General features: G+C 61.2%; 17 protein-coding genes. 14 read left to right on the forward strand and 3 right to left on the reverse strand.

Features of this window, described 5'->3' with window-relative positions; all coding sequences use genetic code 11:
• Positions 1-66 precede the first annotated feature (66 nt).
• Positions 67-1092 (forward strand): glycine--tRNA ligase subunit alpha, encoded by a 1026-nt coding sequence (locus C7378_RS05555; RefSeq protein ID WP_131993141.1) that lies wholly within the window; start codon positions 67-69, stop codon positions 1090-1092.
• Positions 1093-1098: 6 nt separating this feature from the next.
• A complete protein-coding gene (gene glyS, locus C7378_RS05560) occupies positions 1099-3228 on the forward strand; it encodes a glycine--tRNA ligase subunit beta (RefSeq protein WP_131993144.1) in 2130 nt (709 codons plus the stop codon).
• A gap of 18 nt (positions 3229-3246) precedes the next feature.
• On the opposite strand, the gene C7378_RS05565 is transcribed toward glyS, so the two are convergent.
• Both C7378_RS05565 and C7378_RS05570 read right to left on the reverse strand, forming a co-directional pair.
• Positions 3247-3723, reverse strand: coding sequence for a GNAT family N-acetyltransferase (locus C7378_RS05565; protein WP_131993147.1), 477 nt, complete (start codon positions 3721-3723; stop codon positions 3247-3249).
• A 20-nt stretch (positions 3724-3743) separates the two neighbouring features.
• Positions 3744-4865, reverse strand: a complete 1122-nt coding sequence (locus C7378_RS05570) for a LacI family DNA-binding transcriptional regulator (protein ID WP_131993150.1) — start codon at positions 4863-4865, stop codon at positions 3744-3746.
• 301 nt (positions 4866-5166) lie between these two features.
• Between C7378_RS05570 and cysD the strand changes: the two genes are divergently transcribed.
• The 4 genes from cysD to C7378_RS05590 are packed head-to-tail and all read left to right on the forward strand — an operon-like array spanning position 5167 to position 9160.
• Positions 5167-6084, forward strand: a complete 918-nt coding sequence (cysD, locus tag C7378_RS05575; RefSeq protein WP_131993153.1) for a sulfate adenylyltransferase subunit CysD — start codon at positions 5167-5169, stop codon at positions 6082-6084.
• Complete coding sequence (cysN, locus tag C7378_RS05580) at positions 6084-7664, forward strand: sulfate adenylyltransferase subunit CysN (RefSeq protein WP_131993156.1); 1581 nt, start codon at positions 6084-6086, stop codon at positions 7662-7664. The genes cysD and cysN overlap by 1 nt, the downstream gene beginning before the upstream one ends.
• The gene (locus C7378_RS05585; RefSeq protein WP_131993159.1) at positions 7661-8347 is read left to right on the forward strand and encodes a phosphoadenylyl-sulfate reductase; all 687 of its coding nucleotides are present in this window, start codon (positions 7661-7663) and stop codon (positions 8345-8347) included. The genes cysN and C7378_RS05585 overlap by 4 nt, the downstream gene beginning before the upstream one ends.
• A 15-nt stretch (positions 8348-8362) precedes the next feature.
• Complete coding sequence (locus tag C7378_RS05590; RefSeq protein ID WP_131993162.1) at positions 8363-9160, forward strand: sulfite exporter TauE/SafE family protein; 798 nt, start codon at positions 8363-8365, stop codon at positions 9158-9160.
• A gap of 17 nt (positions 9161-9177) precedes the next feature.
• Here the strand turns inward: C7378_RS05590 and C7378_RS05595 are convergent, their stop codons facing one another.
• The gene (locus C7378_RS05595) at positions 9178-10293 is read right to left on the reverse strand and encodes an alpha/beta hydrolase (protein ID WP_131993165.1); all 1116 of its coding nucleotides are present in this window, start codon (positions 10291-10293) and stop codon (positions 9178-9180) included.
• A 240-nt stretch (positions 10294-10533) separates the two neighbouring features.
• On the opposite strand from C7378_RS05595, the gene C7378_RS05600 reads away from it, so the two are divergent.
• From C7378_RS05600 to lysA, 8 genes are all read left to right on the forward strand, one after another.
• Positions 10534-11904, forward strand: a complete 1371-nt coding sequence (locus C7378_RS05600; protein WP_131993168.1) for an alpha-L-fucosidase — start codon at positions 10534-10536, stop codon at positions 11902-11904.
• A gap of 46 nt (positions 11905-11950) precedes the next feature.
• Positions 11951-13162 (forward strand): hypothetical protein, encoded by a 1212-nt coding sequence (locus C7378_RS05605; RefSeq protein ID WP_131993171.1) that lies wholly within the window; start codon positions 11951-11953, stop codon positions 13160-13162.
• Between the two features lie 161 nt (positions 13163-13323).
• Entirely contained in the window at positions 13324-13647 is a 324-nt protein-coding gene (locus tag C7378_RS05610; RefSeq protein WP_207901357.1) for a PilZ domain-containing protein, read from the forward strand.
• Between the two features lie 144 nt (positions 13648-13791).
• Positions 13792-14439, forward strand: coding sequence for a response regulator transcription factor (locus tag C7378_RS05615; RefSeq protein ID WP_424221390.1), 648 nt, complete (start codon positions 13792-13794; stop codon positions 14437-14439).
• Positions 14440-14692: 253 nt separating this feature from the next.
• Positions 14693-15040, forward strand: a complete 348-nt coding sequence (locus tag C7378_RS05620) for a PspC domain-containing protein (protein ID WP_131993180.1) — start codon at positions 14693-14695, stop codon at positions 15038-15040.
• Positions 15041-15045: 5 nt separating this feature from the next.
• The gene (locus C7378_RS05625) at positions 15046-15837 is read left to right on the forward strand and encodes an alpha/beta fold hydrolase (protein ID WP_131993183.1); all 792 of its coding nucleotides are present in this window, start codon (positions 15046-15048) and stop codon (positions 15835-15837) included.
• Between the two features lie 18 nt (positions 15838-15855).
• Positions 15856-16326 carry a hypothetical protein gene (locus C7378_RS05630; protein WP_131993186.1) on the forward strand — a complete coding sequence of 157 codons (471 nt, stop codon included), beginning with the start codon at positions 15856-15858 and terminating at the stop codon, positions 16324-16326.
• 78 nt (positions 16327-16404) lie between these two features.
• Positions 16405-17700 (forward strand): diaminopimelate decarboxylase, encoded by a 1296-nt coding sequence (lysA, locus tag C7378_RS05635; RefSeq protein WP_131993189.1) that lies wholly within the window; start codon positions 16405-16407, stop codon positions 17698-17700.
• Positions 17701-17717: the final 17 nt, after the last annotated feature.

Below are 17717 nucleotides of genomic sequence, written 5' to 3' on the forward strand. Positions count from 1 at the left end.
CTCGTTTCTCTCTCCACCGTTTACTATTACGGGAGACAAATTTTTCTACGAGAGAGCGTTACCCACTTGCCCGCCGCAGCCGCATCCAAAACCCCTCTTACCTTTCAGGAACTCCTTTTTCGCCTGCAGACCTTCTGGGCCGAACGAGGCTGCGTGCTTCAGCAGCCCTATGATGTCGAGGTAGGCGCGGGCACCATGTCGCCGGACACTTTTCTGCGCGTGCTGGGGCCGAAGCCGATCCGCATCGCCTACGCGCAGCCCTCGCGCCGCCCCGCAGACGGCCGATATGGCGAGAATCCCAACCGGCTCTACAAGCACACCCAGTTCCAGGTGATCCTCAAGCCACCACCGGCCGATATTCAGGAGGTCTACCTGGAATCCCTCGCCGCGATCGGCATTGACCTGCGGCAGCATGACATCAAGTTTGAAGAGGACAACTGGGAGTCGCCGACGCTCGGCGCATGGGGCATCGGCTGGCAGGTAATGCTGGATGGTCTTGAGATCACGCAGTTCACCTATTTCCAGCAGTGCGGCGGCATCGATCTTGATCCGATCTCGGGTGAGATCACCTACGGCCTTGAGCGCATCGCCGCCTTTCTGCAGGACGTGGACTCGATCTATGACATTGTCTGGGCACGCGACCCGCTGACCGGCCACGCCGTCACCTATGGCGATGTGCGGCTCCAGGAGGAGCTGCAGTTCTCCGTCTACAACTTTGAAGCGGCCGAAATCAAGAAGCTTTGGGAGCACCTGCGGCTCTATGAGGCTGAGTGCCAGGCGCTGCTCGCCAGCTTCCATGACAGCTTCTCCCCCAGGGCGGAAAAGAAGGCCGAGCATCACCAGAAGATTCACGACACTCTGGTCCACGATGGTGGCAAGCCCGCACCCGAAGAGGATGTCGAGCGGGCCCTGCGGCGCTTTCCCGTGCTCGGAGCCTACGACCTCTGCCTCAAGTGCTCGCATCTCTTCAACCTGCTCGATGCCCGCGGAGCCATCTCCGTGACTGAGCGGGTCGGCGTCATCGCACGCATTCGCGCACTCGCCGTCGGAGTGGCAAAGGCCTACGCAGCGCAACAGAATAAGGGCAATTGAAAGAAAATGGCTACTTTTTTATTTGAAGCAGGGCTTGAAGAAATTCCTGCGCGCATGGTGGCTCCGGCCCAGGCCGAGCTGGCGCGCCGAGTGGTGGATCTGCTGCAGCGCGAACGCTTGCTCGGCCCGGATGCTGAGGTCAAGAGCTACTCCACGCCGCGACGGCTCACCGTCTGCCTCTCTGCGGTCTTCGAATCGCAAGCCGATGTAATCGAACAGCTTACAGGGCCTTCCTGGAGTATCGCTTTCAAGGACGGCGTACCAACCGGGGCGGCGCAGGCCTTTGCGAAGAAGGCCGGGGTTGAGATCGGTGCGCTCACTAAGTTGACAAATGCCAAGGGAGAATATGTCTCCGCGACTGTGAAGAAGCCCGGCCGTAAGGCTGCAGAGGTTCTCACCGAGCTGCTCCCCAGGGAGCTCACCGCGCTCTACTGGCCGAAAAATATGTACTGGCGCGCGGGCAAGCCGGAGCGTTTCGTGCGGCCCGTCAAGTGGCTGCTGGCGCTGCTCGACCACGCGATCGTGCCCGTCGAGTTTGCAGGCGTGCATGCTGCGAACCTGACTTACGGCCACCGTATTCTGCATGGCGGCCACGCCGTCACCATCAATCATCCATCGGACTATCTCGCTGCGCTTGAGGCGGCAAAGGTCATGCCCGACCCGGATGCGCGCCGCCACAAGATCCGCAAGGCGCTCGACGCCGTCACCCGCACGGTGCCCGGCGCACGCTGGCGCGAAGATGAGCCGCTGGTCGAGACGGTCACGCACCTCACCGAGTGGCCTCAGGTTGTGCTCGGCGGCTTTGAGCCGGAGTATCTGTCGCTGCCTGAGGAAGTGCTCGTGACCGTAATGCGCGATCACCAGAAGTACTTCGCCGTCGAGGACGCAGCAGGCAAGCTGGCGCCGCATTTCCTCGCCGTGCTGAACACCGAGACCGACGAGCAGGGTCTCGCCACCATCCGTCACGGCAACGAGCGCGTGCTGCGCGCCAGGTTCAACGACGCGCGCTTCTTCTGGAACTTTGACCAGAAGATTCCGCTGAGCGAGCGACTGGAATTGCTGAAAACGGTCACGTTCCAGAAGGATCTCGGCAGCTACCATCAGAAGACGGAAGCAAATCTGAGCCTTGTCACTGCGCTGGCAGCTCTGCTGAGGGAGCGCGGCATCCAGTTCGATCACTCTGCGCTCGAAACGGCCACGCGACTGGCGAAAACCGACCTCACCGCTGAGCTGGTGAAAGAGTTCACTGAACTGCAGGGCGTGGTCGGCGGCCTCTACGCTCGCGCGCAGGGTCTTGGCGAAACTGCAGCCCAGGCCATCTACTGGCAATACCGTCCGGCGTCGAGCGAAGATGCAATTCCACCCACCGTTGAGGGGCAGTTGCTCGGGCTTGCCGACCGCTTTCAGACATTGACGGCGATGTTTGCGCTGGGTCTCGAACCTACCGGCTCAAAGGATCCCTTTGCCCTGCGCCGTGCAGCCAACGGCGTCGTCAAGATACTCGCCGACTCTGCTCTGCCGCTCACCTTTGACGATCTGCTCGATGCTTCCGGCGAGCTCAGCCCCGCCACTCGCAGCTCTCTCACTGCCTTCCTGCGCGAGCGAGTGGAGTTCTACCTGCGCGAGGCTCGCGGCATCGCCTATGACGTAGTCAATGCCGTGCTTGCTGCTGGCTCCGCCGATCTTCCTGACGCCGTTGCGCGTGCCGAAGCACTCTCCACGGTGCGCGACTCGGCTGACTTCGCCGCCATCTCAGCCGCCTTCAAGCGCAGCAAGAACATTCTGCGCCAGGCCGCTGAAAAGCTTGCGTTTAAAGAAGAAATTGCAGCAACCGGCGTGGTCGAAGCACTGCTTGCAGATCCGGCGGAAGCGACGCTTTACCGCGAGACCCGACGGCTGGCGCCGCTGGTCGAGGAGCTGCGCAGCCGCCGCGAGTATGGCCACGCGCTGGAGCAGGCCGCTACGCTGCGCCCCCATGTCGATCTCTTCTTTGACAAGGTGATGGTCATGGCGCCCGAGGCCGATCTGCGCCAGAACAGGCTCGCGCTCATTGCGATGGTGCTCGCCAGCTTCTCGACGATTGCCGACTTTTCCGAGATGGTCGCGCCCGTCAAGGCATCTTCAGACGCAGCCTGATCCACCGGGAAGAGTTCTTTACCGGTGGCCTAGCTCCTTGCTCATGCAGAGGAAGTGGCAGTCCATCTTGACTGGCCTCTGCTCTGAAGGAAAAGGCTCGGTGCCGGTGATGACGTAGCCGAGCTTCTGGTAGATGCCCGGCAGCTCTTCGCGCAGATTCACGACCGTGATATCGGCAAAGTGGCAGCCTGATTCGCGGCAGAACTCTTCGGCTGCGGAGATGAGCCTGGTGCCCAGGCCCGTGCGTTGCCGTGTGGGATCGACCGAGAGCAGGCCGATGTAGCCGCGCTCACCTTCGATCTTCACGTAGACGCAGCCGGTCACGCTGCCAGCCTCTTCGGCCACCAGCATGCGGCCTGCCTCGAGCAGGGAAGCGAGCTCCGTTTCGTCCGTGCGCTCTCCGACCTTGAAGAATTTCTCGACGGCAAAGGCGCGATTGATAAGCGCCGTCAGCACTGGCACATCGTTCACATCTGCAAATCGAAAGTCGGTCACGGCATGAGTTTATCGCACCTTTATCGCACCCTTGACGCGCGCACGCGCTTGCCCGCTGTCGGTGGGCACGTGGACTCGCGGATGATCAGCTCCGGCACAATCGTCACCTGGTCGGGAGCTTCCCGTTTGGATTCTCCCCGCTCCATCTGCAGCCGCTGCAGCAGCAGTCGCGCAGCCGTCATGCCCATGTTGTGCAGAGGCTGGCGGATCGTAGTCAGACTTGGATTGTGATAAGCCGCAGCCTGGATATCGTCAAAGCCCACGACCGATACATCTTCCGGCACGCGCATGCCGTAATCGCGAAAGGCGCGAATGGCGCCGATGGCCGCAATGTCGTTGAAGGAGATAAGCGCCGTGAATGGCTGCTTGTGCGACAGCAGCTGCTGCACGACCGGGTAGCCCAGCTCCGGCGATGAGAGATTCATCTGCAGCTGCACCACCAGTTCCGGCTTCACCACAAGCTGCAGATCGCGCGCCACAGCCATCAGGCTCTTCCATCGATCATCCGAGTCGGAGCTGAAAGTCTGTCCGCGCATGAACGCGATGTTGCGATGACCAAGCTGGTGCAGATGGCGCAGAGAGAGTTCCGCCGCGCGATGATGATCGAGCGTGATGCTGGTCACTCCCTCCAGCCGCCTGTGGCCCGCGACCGCTACCACGGGAATAGGCAGGCTGTGCTGCAGCGCGGTATCGATTGCGATGAAGCCCTCCACCGCTCGATCCATCAGCATGCGCGGATACTCCTCGATCAGGTCGGCCTTGCGGCGATGGCTGGCCGTCAAATAAAAGTAGCCCTCCTCGATCAGAACCTCTTCGATGCCGTTCATCACCAGCACGGAGTAGCCGTCGCTCAACTCGGGCACGAGTACGCCGATGGAAAAGCTCTGCCGTCGCCGCAGCGACCGCGCAAAGAAGCTGGGGCGGTAGTCGAACTTCTTCGCCGCCGCCGTCACGCGGTCGCGCGTCTCCTGCGGAATGGACTTGACCCCCGGCGCATTGTTGAGCACCAGCGAGATGGTTGCAGGGGAGAGGTCGAGATAGTCTCCCAGGGTTCGCAGGCTGATAGGCCTGCCAGGAAGAAAGGGACTTTTCTTCTCTTCGGGCTCTTCGTCGGGAGCGGTCGTTTTCGTGCGTCGAGGCATAGCAGAAGTTCTAGTTTGTTGGTGCAGATTGTTCAACTTAAATCGTTTGGACAGCTGCCATGTTTGACATGAAAGCCAATCTGCCCCATTCTTGTTACACGATGTTGCACAGCCTTTCTAACCTCGCTTGTCGAATGCCACGCCGCTGTTGTTGCGGCTGTTGCGCGTTCCAGCGTGGGTAGAGAGTAGAAGAACCGGCAGCACCCGGTTTCTGCCCGCGCTAGATTCTCTGGCGTGGGTTTTTTATTTGCCCACCTGAATCTTCCCCTCAAACCCAGACACTATTTGGAGCTTTCGTCCCATGGCGAGTGCAGCAACTCAGCTTAGCCTCACCCATCTTGAACAGCTTGAGGCTGAGAGCATCCACATCTTCCGCGAAGTTGCAGCGGAGTTTCAGAAGCCCGTAATGCTCTACTCCATCGGCAAGGATTCTTCCGTGATGCTGCGGCTCGCGCAGAAGGCCTTCCACCCCGCGCCCATTCCATTTCCGCTGCTCCACGTCGACACCGGCTACAAGTTCACTGAGATGATCGAGTTTCGCGACCGGTACACCAGTGAGCTCGGCCTCGACCTGCTCGTCTGGCGGAACGAGGCAGCGCTCGCCAAGGGCGCGAACCCCGTGGAACTGGGCACGCAGCGCTGCTGCGGCTACCTGAAGACACAGGCTCTGCTCGATGGCCTGCGCGAATACGGCTTCGATGCCGCGTTCGGCGGCGCGCGCCGGGACGAAGAGCGTTCGCGCGCCAAGGAGCGCATCTTCTCCTTCCGCGACCGCGCCGGGCAGTGGGACCCAAAGAACCAGCGCCCCGAGCTATGGAACATCTACAACGGCCGCATCGGGCCCGGCGAAAGCATCCGCGTTTTTCCGCTGTCGAACTGGACAGAGCTCGATGTGTGGCACTACATCCATCTTGAAAAAATTCCCGTCGTGCCGCTCTACTTTGCCAAGCCGCGTCAGATGCTGGTGCGCGGCGACAGCCTCATTCCGCTGGAGCAGCCCTTTGTGCGCGGCCTGCCCGGCGAGGAGCAGCTCGTCAACTGCCGACTGCGTTCGCTGGGCTGCAGCCCCTGCACCGGCGCCATCCGCTCTGAGGCGGATACCGTGCCGAAGATCATCGCCGAGTTGATTGGCTTCCGCTCCTCTGAGCGCGCCAACCGCATCATCGATCACGACCAGGATGGATCAATGGAAATCAAGAAGCGCGAGGGATATTTCTGATGCCGGCCATTGAAGAAGAGCTCACCATCGAAGAATTTCTGGCAGCGGAACAGGCCAAGGATCTGCTTCGCTTCACCACCGCGGGCAGCGTCGATGACGGCAAATCGACACTCATCGGGCGGCTGCTCTACGACTCGCGCAACGTCTATGAGGACCAGGTGCGCGCCGTCACCCAGACGCAGGGCTCGATTGACTTTGCGCTGCTTACTGACGGCCTCCGCGCCGAGCGCGAGCAGGGAATCACCATCGATGTCGCCTATCGCTACTTCACCACGCCCCGGCGGCGCTTTATCATCGCCGATACGCCGGGCCATGAGCAGTACACGCGCAACATGGCCACCGGCGCATCGACAGCCGATCTCGCCATCGTTCTCATCGACGCGCGCAAAGGCATCCTGACGCAGAGCCGCCGTCACGCCTTCATCGCCTCACTCCTGGGCATTCCCCACGTGATCGCCGCCGTGAACAAGATGGACCTCGTCGACTATTCGCAGGAGGTTTTTCTTGCGCTGCAGCAGCAACTCGCGGAGCTGGCGCGTGAGCTTGCGATTCCCGACCTGCTCGCCATTCCCATCTCCGCGCTTGAGGGCGATAACGTCGTCAGCCCGAGCGAGCGGATGCCCTGGTACGACGGACCCACGCTGCTCGAACATCTGGAGACCGTCCCGACGAAGGAGTTCACGCTCGATGCCGCCTTTCGTATGCCGGTTCAGCGCGTGCTGCGCCCACATCAGGATTTCCGAGGCTTTGCCGGACAGATCGCCTCTGGCGTGATCCGGCCCGGGGATGAAATTCGCGTGCAGCCCTCCGGGCGAACCGCGCGGGTAAAAAGCATTGTGACCTTCGACGGTGAACTGGAACTGGCCCACGCACCACAATCGGTCACTCTCACGCTCGACCGTGAACTCGATATCAGCCGTGGCGACCTCATCACCGCTGCGCAGCAAACGGCCGAGGCCGCCTCGCTCTTCGAGGCATCGCTCGTCTGGATGCAGAACGAGCCGCTCGATCCGGCGCGCACCTATCTGCTGAAACACACCACCCGCACGGTGAAGGCGCAGGTCAGGCTGCGGCATCGCATCGATATCAACACGCTCGATGAGCGCACCGACGGCGCGCTTGAGATGAACGGCATCGCGAGCGTCGAGATCGAGACCAGCCAGCCGCTGCTCGCCGACGCTTATCGCGATAACCGCATCACCGGCAGCTTCATCCTCATCGATCCGGAGACGAACAGCACCGCCGCCGCGGGCATGATCCGCAGCATCTCCGCGCAGGCTGAGCCGTTGAAGAGCAGGGAAGCAGTTGCCGTGGTCACGGCCTCTGCCGCGCAGATGCGCGGCCTTGAGGAGGCACTCGCCGCGCGCGGCCACATAATCGTAACTACCCGGGTTACAGATCGTTCGGTCTGGCGTTCTCTGCTGCAGATCGGCGTCACCGTACTCGTATTGGCCGACCGGACCACGGGCCCCATGCTGGCGCATCTGGATGGGGCAACAGGGATCGCGGTCGAGCCGCTGTTGCCCGAGGCAGACCTGCTGCTTGCGGTCCTGTCCTATTCATCCAAGGAGAGAGCATGAGTATCTATCCCACGCAGAAGGCTGCCGACGCCCGCGCCCTGGTCGCGCGCCAACTCGAAAAGCAGGACAGCGTATGCGTCACCTGCAGTTTTCAGGCCGAGGACATGGTGGTGCTCGACATCGTGCGCTCGTTCTCACCCGATGTTCCCGTGCTGTTCCTCGAGACCGGCTATCACTTCCGCGAAACATACGAGTATCGCGACCGCATGGCCGCCGAGTGGCAGCTGAATCTCGAAAACGTATTGCCCACGCTAACGGTTGTGCAGCAGGAGGCCCAGTTCGGCATCCTGCACCAGACCGCCCCCGACCGCTGCTGCGCGCTGCGCAAGGTAGGGCCGCTCTTCTCCGCGCTGGCAGCCTATGAAACATGGTTCACAGGGCTGCGCCGCGAACAGGCGAAGACCCGCGCAGGTCTTGAAGCGGTAGACACTTTCCGCCTTCCCGGCGGACATTCACTCGCCAAGATCAGCCCGCTTGCCGACTGGTCCACGCGGGACGTGTGGGGCTATGCCGCAGAACACGGCATACCGCTGCTGCCGCTCTACGATCTTGGCTACCCCAGCATTGGTTGCGAGCCCTGCACGCGCCTGCCCTCTGATCCAAACGATCCGCGCTCAGGCCGCTGGGGCGGACAGAAAGTGGAATGCGGCATTCACCTCGAAGGTCAGCCAGAGCAGCACTGAGAGCGCGGGCAGTTCATGGAGTTTCTGGTTGGATTTCTGATCGCAGTCGCCATCGCCGTCACCGGCGTTGGCGCCGGTACGCTGACAGCGCCGCTGCTCATCTTTTTCCTGCATGTGCCGCTCGGGGTGGCTGTCTGCACCGCGCTTGTCTACGCGTCGGTCATCAAGCTCCTCGTGCTTCCCGTGCAGATCGTTCGCCGCAAGATCAACTACCGCGTCGCCGGCTGGATGCTTGCAGGCGGCCTGCCCGGCGTGGTGCTCGGCTCCCTCATGTTGCGGCGGTTTGTTCTCGTCCACGCGCAGCGTCCGCTCTACGCTGTCCTGGGGGTGATCATCGTCGTCTCGTCGGCGTGGCATCTATGGAGACACTTTCGTCCCGGCACGCAGGTCGTGCAGGGACCACCGCGCCTGCGCCGTCTCGCCGCCTTCATGTTGCCGGTGGGGTTTGAGGTTGGCCTGTCGTCTTCAGGCGCGGGCGCGCTCGGCTCGCTTGCGCTCATGGGCTTCACTTCGCTCACGCCCTCTGAGGTAGTGGGCACGGACCTCGCCTTCGGCTTTGCCCTTTCGCTTGCCGGCGGCGGAGTTCATCTCTTCACCGGCGGCTGCGACAGCTCTCTGCTCCTCACGCTCATCGGCGGGGGAGCGGTCGGCGTCATCGCCGGCAGCGCACTTGCTCCCCATGTGCCGCAACGCCAGTTGCGGCTGGCACTCGCCGCCTGCCTGCTGCTCATCGGCGTGCAGCTCTGCTATCGCGCACTGCAGCATCTCCCCGCAGCCTCTGCCCTGGGTTATCTGCGCCACTTTGTGAGCTAGCAGCGCTCCTGCTCCCATCAGTTCTTCGCGCCGGCGATGGGATAACCCTGCCATACATACTCCAGGGCTTCCGGCAGCGTTTGCTGCTTTACTGCGTGGTCGACATGCCCGGCATTCTGCGCGAAGACGAACTGGTAGTGATAGCCTTTGGCCGCCAGCACCCTCGCCATGTTTTCATTGGCAACGACCCAGTCGTGCATCTGCTCGCGCATGACGTTCGGGTTCAGCAGATCCCTGTCCCCAACCTCCATCCAGATACGCAGCGGCTTCGCCGGACTCTTCGGGATGAGGTGCTCGTGAAACTCCCATGCTCCATGCGGAGTCTGCGGGTTGTAGGGCCATTGCTGGTTCACGTAGGTGCCCGAGTAGGTGAGAACGCGGTGGTAGAGCTCCGGGTGGTACCACGCCATGATCAACGCGCACGAGCCGCCGGAGCTGCCGCCCATCGTCGCTCGGCCATCCGGATCATGGGTCAGCTTCACATGGTATTTCGCCTCGACCAGCGGCAACACCTCTTTCTCGACAAACTCCGCATACCGGCCTGACATGGTGTCATACTCCAGCCCACGTTCGCTGCCCTGGGCATCGCCTCCGCCGTTGCTGATCGAGATGGCGATCATCGCCGGCACCCGATGTTCGGCGATCAGGTTATCGAGCGCCGTGAACAGGGCAGGGTCTGGCCCATCAGCACCCACAATGAACGGAGCAGCCGTGCCCGCGACATATTGCCTGGGAACATACACTGCAACCCGCCGCGTATACGGCGCAGGGTGGCTCGTGGTCACGATCAATCTGCCGGGATGCGCCGGGTCCACCGTGCCGAAAGTATTTGCATCCCGCGCGATGCCGGGATAGATCCTGCTGTCAGCCGAGTTCATGGTGAAGGTATAGACCGTGCCCTGCGGCACGCCCGGCTGCACGCTCATCTCCGGCGCCGGATGATGGGTAGGTCCAAGGATGAAGTTGCCGTCCGCCGTCGGCGGGGGCGTCACGCCATCCGGCAGATCCTTCGCCGTGACGTACCCCGCCGAGTGAGCGTCGCGCGTAGGCGGTGTCGGCCGCGGCTGGGCCTGGGCCGCACCTGCGCCCGCCACCGAGAGAAACACAATGCTGATGCTGAGAAAGCGAACCATTCCAAAACTCCTTGTTGTTGAGGCGCCATCGCTTCTCACCACGCAGCGTTCCTCCCGTCAGTCTTCGAGGACCATCATAGGCGCAGGCCGGCCCTCTTTCTGAAATTCATCCGCCAAAATGCCATTGCGCTAATGAATAGTTGTCTATACATTAATCTGCAGTGAAGCCGCACTTCTTCGCCTGCGCAAATGTTCCTGCTGCCGGCGGAGTTTTACTGTAACTTTTTCTTCGGAGACCGGATGATGACGATCAAATCGACCTGCGCAGCCCTCGTGCTTGCTCTTTCCGCCTTAGCCGCTAACGCAGGCGCCCAGACCGTGAACGCGGTGGACGTCAAGCCCAGTCCGCAGCAGGTCGCATGGCAGGATCTGGAAATCGGCGTCATCATCCACTTCAGCACCAATACGTTTCTCAATCGCGAGTGGGGCGACGGCACCGCCGACCCCAAGGTCTTCAACCCCTGCTGTGTCGACACCGACCAGTGGATGAAGGCAGTGAAGGCGGCGGGCGTACGCTATGCCGTCCTGGTGGCGAAGCATCATGACGGGTTCACCCTGTGGCCGAGCGCGCAGACGAACTACGGTGTCAAGAGCAGCCCCTGGATGAACGGCAAAGGCGATCTCGTCCGCATGGCATCCGATTCGGCGCGCGCCAACGGGCTCAAGTTTGGCGTCTATCTCTCGCCCTGGGATCGCCACGACCCTCGCTATAAGGATCCTGCCGCTTATGACAAGTACTACCTCGCGCAACTGACCGAGCTCGCGTCGAACTACGGCAACCTGACGGAGTTCTGGCTGGACGGAGCAGGCAGCGGCGGGCGCACCTATGACTTTGAAAAGATCATCCAGACGCTCCGCACTTACCAGCCAAATACGATGGTCTTTGCCGATGTGGACCTCTTCAAATATGCCGATCTGCGCTGGGTGGGCACTGAGAGCGGCTACGTCCCCTTCGAGAACTGGAACGTAGTGGATCGCGCCGGCTATCTCCGCTGGCGGCCAATTGAGGCAGATACGCCGCTGCGCGCCTATCACTGGTTCTGGCATCCCAACGACGAGGCCAGCCTCAAGTCCGTCAAAGAGCTGGTGGACACCTATAACGCCAGCGTAGGCCGCGGCGGCCAGCTGATGCTGGGCGTCGCTCCTGACAAGGACGGCCGCCTGCCAGCCGTCGATGTTGCGCGGCTTAAGGAGTTCGGCGACGCCATTCGCGCGCTCTACTCGCACAACCTGGTGGTAGAGGATCACGCCCACGTCGCTCCCGCCTATGCTGCCGCAGTCGATAACGATCCGGACACCTTCTGGTCGGCGCCCGCCGGCTCGCATAGCGCCGTGCTTGAAGTGGATTTCCCCAGGCCCGTCACCTTTGACCGCACCCTCACCATGGAGTGGCTCAACGACGGACAGCATATTGAGAAGTATGCTGTTGAGGTCTACACGCAGGGCCACTGGAAGCGCATTGTCGAGGCTGAGGCCATCGGCCACAAGAAGATAGATATCTTCAAGCCTGTGACCGCCCAGCGCGTCCGCCTCAACCTGCTTTCGACCACCACCGAGGCTCACATCCGCGAGTTCCAGCTCTACAACGATTCCGACGTCAAACTCCCCTGACAGGAGTGCCGCGTCTGAGGTAGGCTTGTGCGTTGGAGGGCAGCCCGTGATTCCGGCCCTTAGAGACGAGTTCAATCGGCGCTACCTGCCGCAGACCTACCGGCACTTTCTCCACTCGCTCGATGCCTGCGTAAGAACGCACGTTGAGTTCAGAGTCTCTGAGACGCCCTGCTTTTTTCCTCGCGAGCTGCTGCAATCGATGGCAGCAGCTGGCGCTGAACTTACGCATCGTCTCGTCTCTGACCGCGCCTACCTTGAGGCCTCGACTGCTGCCATTCCCGAAGCGTATCGCGTAGCCAACGAGACCAGCCATCCTCATTTCATGACCGCCGACTTCGGCCTGGTGCGCGAGCCGGACGGCAGCATCACGCCGCGCTTGGTAGAGATGCAGGCCTTTCCCTCGGTCTTCGGCTTTCAGTTTGTAGTCAGCGAACTCTACCGCGCCGCCTACAACCTTGATCCGTCGCTCAGCTACTTCCTCAACGGCCATACTGAAGCGAGCTTCTGGAAGCTGATGGAGCGCATCATCGTCGCCGGACATGATCCTGAAACGGTTGTGCTCGCAGACGTCGAGCCTGCCACGCAGAAGACGCTCCCCGACTTCCATGTAACCGCCGATCGCCTCGGCATCAGCATCGTCGATATCGCTGAGCTGGAACCCGACGGACAGAAGCTCTACTATCGCAAGGACGGCCGGCGCATCGCCGTAAAGCGCATCTACAATCGCGCTATCGTCGACGAGCTGGTGCGCAAACAGGTGCCGCTGAAGTTCGGCTATGGCGAACCGCTTGAGGTGGAATGGGCCGGACACCCCAACTGGTACTTCCACATCAGCAAATTTTCTCTTCCATATCTTCAACACTGGGCTGTACCTCGCGCCGTCTTTCTCGATCGCTTCCTCGCGGGCAAGGAAGGCACGGCGCTCGCCGGGAGCAGGGAAGACTGGGTTCTCAAACCGCTCTTTTCCTTTGCCGGCGCCGGGGTCCGCTTCGCACCGACTGACGAGGAGCTGCACGCCATCCCGGTGAAGCAGCGCAGGAACTACCTGTTACAGGAGCGGGTCAGGTTCGAGCCCGTCATCGATACTCCGCACGGTAAGACCCAGGCCGAGATCAGGATCCTCTACCTGTGGCCTGACCAGGGGCATATGGAGCCGGTCCTCTCACTGGTCCGCATGGGCCGCGGGCAGATGATGGGCGTCGACCACAACCGTAACCAGGAATGGGTCGGCGCGTCAGCAGCCTTTTTCCTGCCTTGAAGACTCTTTAGTTTATTGAAAAAACAGCTCTTTAGACCGTCCGGAGGTGGCTTCCCTAAGGTTAAACTTTAGTAATTGGGCAAGAGCGGCTGTTCGGGGTATCGTAAGGAATCCCTCGAAGCGAAACGCGAGGCATACTTCTTATGGGAATTGCATTCACAATGCCACCGGTCATACAGCAGGAGCCGCCGACAGGGGTGCGGTGTGCGGTACGTTTTCCTCTCCAACTGTCTGCCAGGGTCATCGCCTTGGGCGTCGAGTATCAGGCCTTCACGGAAAACATTTCCGCGAGCGGCGTGTTGTTTAGGATGCAACAGGAACTTCCTGTAGATGTACCGATTGATTTTTTGATTGAGGTGCCTGCGACCGTATTGAGCGGACAGTCGACTGCGGCCGTTCATTGCCTGGGACGTGTCGTGCGCTCATATTACAAGGCTCCCTCTGCATACGTAGCGGCAGTGATCGACGAATATCGTTTTCAATAGTGGTTTCTAAGATATATGGCTGATATTAATCCTGAAGTAAACGAAGAATTATCTGATGAAATCGTTCCGTCCAGCGAACCTGCCTCGGACAAAGCGCTGGTCAGGATCATTCTGGCCGACTCGCAAGCTATCTATCGCGTAGGGATGCGGAAGGTATTTGCAGTGGAAGATGACCTGCGCGTCGTCGCGCAGGCAGACAGTCTCCCCACGCTGCATGGAGCCATCCAGCGATATCCCTCGGACGTTCTCCTGCTTGAGGGGGCACTGATCACGGCCACCTCGAATGCCATCCCTGAGATCATGCACCTGGCGCCGAATATCAAGATCATCGTGCAGGCTTCGGCAACGGACGAGACCAACACGGTTGAGCTTTACCGCCGGGGTGTGCGCGGCATCATTCCGCGCTCCATCTCGCCCGATCTGCTCATCAAGTGTGTGCGTAAAATCGCCTCCGGCGAGACCTGGATTGATAACCAGTCCGTCAATTGGGTGATCGAGGCCTATCGCTCGCAGGCTACGCAGCTCACGAATCCCAAATCCCAGCCGCGGCTCTCGCCCAAGGAACTGGCCATCATTTCCTGCATTACGCAAGGTAAGCGCAATAAGGAAATCGCCTACCAGCTGGGTACCAGCGAACAGGTCATCAAGAACTACCTTCGTAAGATCTACGACAAGCTCGGCGTCTCCGATCGCCTTGAACTGGCGCTTTATTGCCTCCACCATCAGCTGCACAAAAAAGGCGGCGAACTGCCGGTGGGCCAGAACCAGCAGCCGGAGATTGCAAAGCTCTAATCGTCGCATCCAGGCTCAGGATCCTCTACGAGAGAGCCTGAGCCTCTTTCTCATACGCAGGATCACTCCCGCACTCCGGCGCAAAACCAGCCCGTCTCCCTCGGCTTTAACCGATAACCACACCATAGATTCTCCATCCCTCCATGCGCGACAGGCGCAGCTGCGCGATTGGCATACAATCCTGCTTGAGAGACGCGGGAACTTTTGTTCGATCGTTCGCGTACATCCCATCAGAAACAGAGGGGTACCAGCCATGGCTATTTATTGCAGCAACTGCGGCAAGGCAATGGGTGATGATGCGCGCTTCTGCTCCGCATGCGGAGCGCAGATAACCGGAGTCGCACCCGCACCCATGCCTTTCGCACAGACCAGGATGTACCGTCCCCGCGCCGGACGCATGGTGGCGGGAGTCTGCCAGGGACTGGCAGTCACCTATCACTGGGATGTGGTGTGGGTACGCGTGCTCACCGTATTGATCACCATTTTCTCGAGCGGCGCTGGCCTGATCGCCTATGTTATTTTCTGGATTGTCATGCCGGAAGAGCCTTACGCGTTGCCGCCTACGGCCACTACTTCGTATCCCGCCTCAGGAGGGAATTAGGCACTGTGCTTTACTCAGCTTCGGACGGCGCACAGCTCTTTGCGGAATCCACGGGCCGCGGCCCTGATGTAATTCTGCTCCATCCCACGCCGGTGCATCACGCCTTCTGGCAGCCGCTGAAGTCCATGCTTGCGAACCGCTATCGCATCACCACGGTTGACTTCCGCGCTCATGGACAGTCGGAATCCGGCGAGGGAACGGTGACGATTCAGAAGCTGGGCGACGACGTGCTGCGTCTGATGGATGAACTGGATATTCGCACGGCAAAGTTTGCCGGCTGCTCTATAGGCGGCTACACGCTCTATGAGCTGTGGCGTCGCGCCCCCGAACGGATGCGGGCGCTGGCCTTCTGCTGCAGCAAGCCGCACGCCGATACAGAGCAGAACCGCGCCATCCGCCGCGAGACCATCGCCAAGGTCGAGCAGCGCGGTACGGCTGACTTTGTCGAGAATATGCTCGTCACTCTCATCGGCCCTACCGCTCGCGGCCGCGACCCGCAGATCGTGGCAAGGGCTCGCGAGATGATGCTTGCCATGCGGCCTGCGTCCGTCATTGCCGTGCAGCAGGGGCTCGCCGAGCGCCCATCCTCGATCGAGACGGCGAAGGCCATCAGTGTACCGGTCTGCATCGTCGCCGGGGCTGAAGACCCGAGCAGCACTCCTGCGGACATGCGCGAGCTCGCAGGGCTGGTGAACAAATCTGAGTATCACGAACTGCCGGATGCAGGACATTACGCGCCCCTGGAGCAGCCGGAAACGGTAGGCTCCATACTGCGTCGCTTCTTTGACGCCTGCTGAATAAGCGGAGGATCTGACATGATAAGCCGTCTCGCACTGCTACTGCTTTTCGTATCCTCGTTTGCCGCCACGCAGGCGCATGCCGCGCAGAGTCGTGTCTCCTTCCTCAGCGACATCAAGGTCGAGCCGGGCCAGGAGGTGGAGGATGCCGTCTGCTTTCTCTGCTCCATACACAATGACCACGGCATCATTCACGGCGATGCCGTCGCCTTCCTCGGCAGCGTCAGGACATCAGGCGATATCAATGGAGACGTTGTCTCCTTCCTGGGGGGCGCAAGCATTGCCGAGGACGTAACCATCGGCGGGGACTGTGTCGTCTTTGGCGGAATGATCGACCGCCGGAGCAACGCGCGCATCGACGGCGATCAGGTCGCCTTCCCCTTCATCATTTTTCTCATCCCACTGCTTTTTCTCGTCCTCATCGTCTGGGGCATCCGGGCTCTGATTCTGCGCAGCCGCGCGGCCTATGTCCTTCCACCCCGGCGGTGAAGCCCTTAAGCGGAAGCAGACTTGCCTCGTCTCTTCCGCTGCTTTACGCTCAAGAGACATCCACTCTCAAGAGGCCGATTGACTCCCGCACGCCCATTCGTCTATCCCATTCCCGGCTCGTCGCTGCACTGCGGCAAGATGCCGCTTGAAAAGCTGGCAAAGCGCTTCAAGACCCCCCTCTACGTCTACTCAGCCGACCAGATCGTCGAGCGCTTTGAGCTCTTCAGCCATGCCTTCGAGGAGATACCCCACCTCATCTGCTACTCCGTCAAGGCCAACTCGGCACTAGGTATTCTTCGCCTGCTTGACAAGCAGGGTGCGGGTTTTGACATCGTCTCCGGCGGGGAACTCGAGCGCGTGCTCCGCATCAACCGCAAGGCTGCCGAACGCGTCGTCTTCTCCGGAGTCGGCAAGACCGCGCCCGAGATGGATCTCGCCCTCAAGGCCGGCATCCGCATCTTCAACGTAGAGAGCGCCGGCGAACTGGAGTTGCTCTCCGAACGCGCCCGTCGCGTCCGTCGCACCGCCCGCATCGCCCTGCGTGTGAATCCAGATGTCTTCGCCGAGACACACCCTTACATCTCCACCGGCCTCCGCGAACACAAATTCGGCATCGACATCCGCGAGGCTCGCGCTGTTTATCAGCGCGCCAGGCGTCTGCCGGGCATTCAGCCCTGCGGCATCAGCGTCCACATCGGCTCGCAGATTCGCAGCGCCACGCCCTTCGCCGATGCCGCCGCGCGCGTCGTCGCTCTTGCCGAGGAGCTTCGCGCGGACGGCATCAAGATCGACTCCATCGACGTAGGCGGCGGCCTCGGCATCGAATACACAGCAGGCGCGAAGTTCAACGCCAAAGCCCAGGCAGAGGAATACGCGCGGCAGCTCATCGCCGCTCTGGCCCCGCTCAAAGACATCACGCTGCTGCTCGAACCCGGCCGCTTCCTCGTGGCGCAGGCCGGCGCGCTGCTCACCAGCGTGCTCTATGTAAAGAAGAATGGCGAAAAGACGTTCGTCGTCACCGACGCCGCCATGAACGACCTCGTCCGCCCGGCGCTCTACCAGGCGCATCACGAAATTCTGCCTGTCGTCCGGCGTCAGGGCTCGCGCCAGATTGCGGTCGATGTAGTGGGGCCCGTCTGCGAATCGGGCGACTTCTTCGCCCGCGACCGCCTGCTGCCCACCGCTCGTGAAGGCGATCTCCTCGCCATTCTCGATGCCGGAGCTTACGGCCTGTCGCTCAGTTCAAACTACAACACCCGCATGCGGCCGGCCGAGGTGCTGGTCAAAGGCGCAACCGCCAAGCTGATCCGCCGCCGCGAAACCATCGGCGACCTGCTCGCCCCGGAGCTGAGCGCACTCAACATCCGGAGCTAAACCACCCGCTGGATACG

Source organism: Acidipila rosea, assembly GCF_004339725.1.
Classification (GTDB): Bacteria; Acidobacteriota; Terriglobia; order Terriglobales; family Acidobacteriaceae; genus Acidipila; species Acidipila rosea.

Excerpts from the sequence above, each read along its gene's own strand:
- glyS (WP_131993144.1), top strand. The coding sequence starts at position 1,099 with ATGGCTACTTTTTTATTTGAAGCAGGGCTTGAAGAAATTCCTGCGCGC.
- C7378_RS05570 (WP_131993150.1), bottom strand. The coding sequence starts at position 4,865 with ATGCCTCGACGCACGAAAACGACCGCTCCCGACGAAGAGCCCGAAGAG.
- cysD (WP_131993153.1), top strand. The coding sequence starts at position 5,167 with ATGGCGAGTGCAGCAACTCAGCTTAGCCTCACCCATCTTGAACAGCTT.
- cysN (WP_131993156.1), top strand. The coding sequence starts at position 6,084 with ATGCCGGCCATTGAAGAAGAGCTCACCATCGAAGAATTTCTGGCAGCG.
- C7378_RS05585 (WP_131993159.1), top strand. The coding sequence starts at position 7,661 with ATGAGTATCTATCCCACGCAGAAGGCTGCCGACGCCCGCGCCCTGGTC.
- C7378_RS05590 (WP_131993162.1), top strand. The coding sequence starts at position 8,363 with ATGGAGTTTCTGGTTGGATTTCTGATCGCAGTCGCCATCGCCGTCACC.
- C7378_RS05595 (WP_131993165.1), bottom strand. The coding sequence starts at position 10,293 with ATGGTTCGCTTTCTCAGCATCAGCATTGTGTTTCTCTCGGTGGCGGGC.
- C7378_RS05600 (WP_131993168.1), top strand. The coding sequence starts at position 10,534 with ATGATGACGATCAAATCGACCTGCGCAGCCCTCGTGCTTGCTCTTTCC.
- C7378_RS05610 (WP_207901357.1), top strand. The coding sequence starts at position 13,324 with ATGCCACCGGTCATACAGCAGGAGCCGCCGACAGGGGTGCGGTGTGCG.
- C7378_RS05615 (WP_424221390.1), top strand. The coding sequence starts at position 13,792 with ATGCGGAAGGTATTTGCAGTGGAAGATGACCTGCGCGTCGTCGCGCAG.
- C7378_RS05620 (WP_131993180.1), top strand. The coding sequence starts at position 14,693 with ATGGCTATTTATTGCAGCAACTGCGGCAAGGCAATGGGTGATGATGCG.
- C7378_RS05630 (WP_131993186.1), top strand. The coding sequence starts at position 15,856 with ATGATAAGCCGTCTCGCACTGCTACTGCTTTTCGTATCCTCGTTTGCC.